Source organism: uncultured Nisaea sp. (assembly GCF_963974195.1).
Lineage (GTDB): Bacteria > Pseudomonadota > Alphaproteobacteria > Thalassobaculales > Thalassobaculaceae > Nisaea.
Genome location: NZ_CAXBDC010000173.1, coordinates 1 through 5,229, shown reverse-complemented (window position 1 = coordinate 5,229; position 5,229 = coordinate 1). Strand labels below are relative to the sequence as shown.

The window sequence follows — 5,229 nt, the reverse complement described above, 5'->3', positions numbered from 1 at the left end:
GGGAAAAGCTCAGCGTCGGTGTCAATTTCGTCGCGCCGGAGGACTATCACGTCGCGCTCAGGGACTATTCCCTGCACATGAAGATCTTTGGCTACTTCAAGCGGAAATACGGCTCTGTCGGCCTGTCGCTTCATGCGGGCGAGCTCTGGCTCGGCGTGACCGAGCTGAAGGACCTCACCTTCCATATCCGGGAAGCGGTCGAGATCGCCGGTGTGCAGCGGATCGGGCATGGCATCGATATCGGCTTCGAAAAAGACAGTGAAGCTCTGCTGAAACGGATGGCGGAGGACGGTATCGCGGTCGAGATCAATCTCTCCAGCAACGAGCAGATCCTCGGCGTCGCCGGCAAGGATCACCCTTTCCCGACCTACCTGAAAGCCGGCGTCCCCGTGATGCTCTCCACCGATGACGAGGGTGTGGAACGTATCGATCTCGCAAGCCAGTACCAGCTCGCGGCCGAGCGCTATGATCTTGGGTATGGCGAGCTCAAGACGCTCTCACGGCAAAGCCTGGAGAAGAGTTTCCTGACCGGGAAATCCCTCTGGCAGGATTTCCGCGTTTTCACACTGGCCGGGGAATGCAGTCACGGCTTCGACGCGGCACCCTGCAAGGCCTTCACCGGCACCAGCGACAAGGCGCGGGCGCAGGTTGAGCTGGAGAAGCGGTTCATGGTGTTCGAGGCACGCTGGTAGACGGACAGGACTCCAAACCGGCAAGCATCCGATAGCGCGCGGCGCCCTTCGGCGCCGCTATCCTATCTATCCGCGCAGGTTTTCGGCTTCTTCCACCGCCCGCCGCATGTTCGTGGACATCGTGCCGGTCACGGCACTTTGCTCTTCGACCGCGGCAGCACTTGCCGCGACCAGCGACTGAACACTGTCTATCCGGGTCCGGATCGCCGTAAGCGCGCCGACCACATCCGACGATACCGACAGCATGTTGCCGATCTCGCCCCGGATCTCGTTCGTTGCGCTCTGAGCCTGGTTGGCGAGGTTTTTCACCTCTCCCGCGACCACGGCAAAGCCCTTGCCCGCATCACCGGCACGGGCCGCCTCGATTGTTGCGTTCAGCGCCAGCAGATTGATCTGCTCGGCAATGTCGTTGATCGTCTCCAGGATCCCCGACATTGCTTGCGCGGCCCCGTCCAGACGCTTGGCGGAATTGTCGACACGGATAACTTCCTCCGCCGCCTCGGTCGAGACACTGCGGGTGTTCTCCATGCTTTCCGCGATTTCCTGGACCGACCCTGAAAGCTCTTCCGCGCCGGACGCCGTTTCCTCAAGCAGGGAGCGGATATATTCGGCCTGTTTGCGGGCAATGACATCGCTTGTCACGTCGCTCGCGAACTTGACGATTTTCACCAGGGCGCCGGAAGGCCGCATGATCGGATTGTAGGATGCCTGAATATAGACCTCACGCCCGCCCTTGCCGATCCGCCGGAACTCCGCCGCGTGGTAGTCGCCGCGATTGAGCGTCTCCCAGAATTCCTTGTACTTGGTGCTGTTTTTTTCCGCCTCATCGACAAACATCGAGTGGTGACGCCCCTGAATTTCCTCAAGGCTATAGCCCATGGTCTTCAGAAAATTCTTGTTGGCGGTGATGATCGTTCCGTCACAGTTGAACTCGATGACGGCCTGGGATCGATGGATGGCGTTGATCTGCCCCTCGTAATCCACCGTCCGGCGCTTTTGCTCACTGATGTCGGTTGCAAACTTGATGATTTTGTAAGGCCTGCCGCTCGCATCCATAACCGGATTGTAGGTCGCCTGGATCCAGACCCCGTTTCCGTCCTTGCGCAGGCGCCGGAACTCGCCACCCAGATACTTTCCGGCCCTGAGTCCGTCCCAGGCCGCCTTGTATTCCGCACTCTGCTTGACCGCGTCATCGACAAACATCGAGTGATGCCGCCCCTGAATTTCCTCAAGCCGGTAGCCCATGGTCTTCAGAAAGTTCGCGTTCGCCGTCAGAATTGTTCCATCCAGATCGAACTCGATGACGGCCTGGGAACGGTCGATGGCCTTGACCTGCCCCTCATATGCGGCATTCCGGTTTTGCTGCTCCGTGATGTCCGTCGCAAACTTGACGACCTTGTAGGGCTTGCCCCTGGCATCCATGATCGGATTGTAGGTCGCGCGGATCCATACCTCGCGCCCGTTCTTGCCAAGCCTGCGATATATCGCCGACTGGAAATCCCCGCGCTTAAGCACAGTCCAAAAGTTCTTGTACTCATCACTCTTTTTGTATGCGTCATCGACGAACATCGAATGATTTTGGCCGAGAACCTCGTTCAGCTCGTAACCCATGGTCTTCAGAAAATTCTCGTTCGCCGTCAGGATCGTCCCTTCCAGGTCGAACTCGATCACAGCCTGGGAACGGTCGATTGCCTTTAACTTGCTCTTCGCTTCGCTAAGGGCTTGTGAATCACCAAAAAGACTGAATTTCACTGCGAGCCTCCTGTTAATGCGCACCGGCATTGGCGCAGCGATTAATCCGAGCATTCCATCTTTTGAAACAGCACACGTCCTGTCCGACCATGCGCACGAAAAAACTGTAGCGATTATCCATTAATCAATAATGAAGACAGGAAACGCCATGCCAGCACGTAACATGCGGCACATTTCCGGCGGCGTTTCATGGAGACAGTAAAGATGGTGGGCCCGGAGGGATTCGAACCCCCGACAACACCGTTATGAGCGGTGCGTTCTAACCGCTGAACTACAGGCCCTATTCCGGCGGAAAGCACGGGACAGGTGTTATGCGCACCGATGGCGGCGCCGTCAACCGGCCAGCGCATCCCCAAGGCTGACTCCCGATAAAAAATGCCCGGCCGCCAGGGGCCGGGCCTTACTCTGGTCACAAAACGGGCCGAACATCTGCTCAGTGCCATCGATCCGCAGGCAGAAGCGGGGGATATCGTCCTTATCGAGATTGGCCGTCCAGTTGAAGAACGGGGAGCAGTTGCAGGCCCGCTTCAGGTCCAGAGTGGATATTTCCATCAAAACGGCCGCTCCAATTCCTCTTGGTCAAGTTGTTTATTCATGATTAAACACTACTAATTATACGGCATTGGGGAGCCTACCTTGATTATTGCCATTGACGACTTGCTAGCACGGATACCGGAAACTGCGCGGGTGTTGGATCTTGGCGGCTGGGACCGCGTACTGCCCCGAGCAAACACAGTCGTGGACATAAACCCGTACGCGACGAGAAAGATTGTGTATCCAGATATTCCAGAGCGTTTTACCGAAGAGGATTGGATTCTCGCCGACTTCTGCTCCCACAAGTTCTGGGAAAACATTCCCGACAAATCATTCGATTTCGTCACGATCTCCCATACGCTGGAAGATATTCGCGACCCGCTCTACGTATGTTCGCAGATGATCCGATGCGCGCATGCCGGCTATATCGAAGTCCCTTCGAAAGTGCGGGAACTGTCCAAGATTGATCCCACTGACATTTACTCCGGCTATTCCCACCATCGCTGGATCATCGAGCCGATGCATGACCTTACGGGCTTGATGTTCAAGGCCAAGCTCGCCTGGGCGCATCATGACGACTTCCTTGGTGATGACCGGCGTGGCCTCCTAAATGACTATTTCCATCACTTCGACGGGTATTTCTGGGAAGGGTCGTTCAAGTACGTCGAATATTTCCCGCAGGGCATGGTCCCCGAAATCGAAGATGCGAAGTGGTACTTCGACAACTACGTTCGAATGGACCGGCAGAGACGCAACATATTCGATCTGGTCCCGAATCAGTCATCGCCACAGGACGGGTCATGTCTTTGGGCAACAGAATACACGCTTCCCTCACATTGGATGCTGGCGTACGGCGAGAAGGCCCCAACTTACATGCGGTACTACGAGTAGGCCCGGTCCCTCCTTCTCACGCCGAACGTCAAAGCCGCGCGGCGACAGCAAAGAAACGTCAATCTGGTCGAGGAAACCCGCCGCGGGAAGCTGGAGTTTAACTGGTGCGTGGAAACGCTCTCGACAGGCGTCAGCACCGATGGTGGCGCCGTCAACCGGCCAGCGTATCCCCCAGGCTGACTCACGATAAAAAATGCCCGGCCGCCAGGGGCCGGGCAGTCAGGCTTTGTCGGACCGCAGATCAAGAAACGCTCCGAGCCGCCAGGGATTGATTCGTCTGACTGTGCTCCCCCGCTCAGCCGGCGGCGCCTTCCTGGACGATGGTATAGCGCGCCGTGCAGATGCTGCGGGTTTCGCTGGCGATACGGTCCCAGACCTGCCGGGCCTCGCCCTGGTCACCAAACGGGCCGAACATCTGCTCGGTGCCGTCGATCAGCTGGCTGAAGCGGGTGTCCGTGTATTCTCCGCCGATGACCCAAAAACGATTGCTCATTGTCTTTCTCCTTCTTCTCTGCGGGTTTGGTGCGGGTTGTCCGGGAGCCGGCGGACTGCATCGGGTGGTTAGCTGCCCACCGGCCCCAAACCTCCCGGACCTTTATTCCGCTGCCGTGCGTGCGGCTTCCTCGGTGCCGTGGAACTGGGCTTCCTCGGTGGAGCCGGTCAGTGCCGTGGTTGAGGAGGCATCGCCCTTGATCGCGGTCGCGACCGCGTCGAAATAGCCGGTACCGACCTCGCGCTGGTGCTTCGTCGCGCTGTAGCCTTTGGCCTCGGCAGCGAACTCCGCGTCCTGCAACTCCGAGTAGGCCGCCATGCCGCGCTCGCGATAGCCGGAGGCCAGCTCGAACATGCCGTAATTGAGGGAGTGGAAACCGGCCAGGGTGACGAACTGGTACTTGTAGCCCATGGCCCCGATCTCGCGCTGGAAGCGGGCGATATCGTCCTTGTCCAGATTGGCCGTCCAGTTGAAGGACGGGGAGCAGTTATAGGCCAGCATCTGGTCCGGGAATTCCTTGCGGATGGCCTCGGCAAAGCGCTTGCACTGCTCCAGGTCCGGCGTCGATGTCTCCATCCAGAGCAGGTCGGAATACGGCGCATAGGCAAGCGAACGAGCAACGCAACGCTCGAAGCTGGTGCCGTCCTTCAGGCGGAAGAAGCCTTCCGCCGTGCGCTCGCCGGTCAGGAACGGGCGGTCGCGCTCATCCACGTCGCTGGTCACCAGCTTGGCGCTCTCCGCATCCGTGCGGCAGATCACCAGCGTCGGCACGCCCTCGACATCGGCGGCGAGACGGGCCGCGTTCAGGGTGTTGATATGCTGCTGCGTCGGCACCAGAACCTTGCCGCCCATATGGCCGCACTTCTT

The 5,229-nt window shown here is 58.6% G+C and carries 4 protein-coding genes, 1 tRNA gene and 2 pseudogenes; 2 read left to right on the top strand and 5 right to left on the bottom strand.

Features of this window, described 5'->3' with window-relative positions:
- A pseudogene (locus AAC126_RS21650) lies at positions 1 to 692 on the top strand (adenosine deaminase); the annotation flags it as partial.
- Between the two features lie 66 nt (positions 693 to 758).
- Here AAC126_RS21650 and AAC126_RS21645 read toward each other — a convergent pair.
- The 3 genes from AAC126_RS21645 to AAC126_RS21635 all read right to left on the bottom strand — a co-directional run bounded on the left by AAC126_RS21645 (position 759) and on the right by AAC126_RS21635 (position 2,996).
- Positions 759 to 2,444 (bottom strand): PAS domain-containing methyl-accepting chemotaxis protein, encoded by a 1,686-nt coding sequence (locus AAC126_RS21645; RefSeq protein ID WP_339857424.1) that lies wholly within the window; start codon positions 2,442 to 2,444, stop codon positions 759 to 761.
- A gap of 205 nt (positions 2,445 to 2,649) precedes the next feature.
- A tRNA-Ile gene (locus tag AAC126_RS21640) sits at positions 2,650 to 2,725 on the bottom strand.
- A 52-nt stretch (positions 2,726 to 2,777) separates the two neighbouring features.
- The gene (locus AAC126_RS21635; protein ID WP_339857422.1) at positions 2,778 to 2,996 is read right to left on the bottom strand and encodes a hypothetical protein; all 219 of its coding nucleotides are present in this window, start codon (positions 2,994 to 2,996) and stop codon (positions 2,778 to 2,780) included.
- A gap of 84 nt (positions 2,997 to 3,080) precedes the next feature.
- Between AAC126_RS21635 and AAC126_RS21630 the strand changes: the two genes are divergently transcribed.
- Positions 3,081 to 3,869 carry a hypothetical protein gene (locus tag AAC126_RS21630; protein WP_339857421.1) on the top strand — a complete coding sequence of 263 codons (789 nt, stop codon included), beginning with the start codon at positions 3,081 to 3,083 and terminating at the stop codon, positions 3,867 to 3,869.
- Positions 3,870 to 4,164: 295 nt separating this feature from the next.
- Here the strand turns inward: AAC126_RS21630 and AAC126_RS21625 are convergent, their stop codons facing one another.
- Positions 4,165 to 4,362, bottom strand: a complete 198-nt coding sequence (locus tag AAC126_RS21625) for a hypothetical protein (protein ID WP_339857420.1) — start codon at positions 4,360 to 4,362, stop codon at positions 4,165 to 4,167.
- A gap of 102 nt (positions 4,363 to 4,464) precedes the next feature.
- Positions 4,465 to 5,229: pseudogene (locus AAC126_RS21620) on the bottom strand (isocitrate lyase); the annotation flags it as partial.

What these genes read in the sequence shown, in the direction of transcription:
- AAC126_RS21635 (WP_339857422.1), bottom strand. Translation starts at nt 2,996, where the DNA reads ATGGAAATATCCACTCTGGACCTGAAGCGGGCCTGCAACTGCTCCCCG.
- AAC126_RS21625 (WP_339857420.1), bottom strand. Translation starts at nt 4,362, where the DNA reads ATGAGCAATCGTTTTTGGGTCATCGGCGGAGAATACACGGACACCCGC.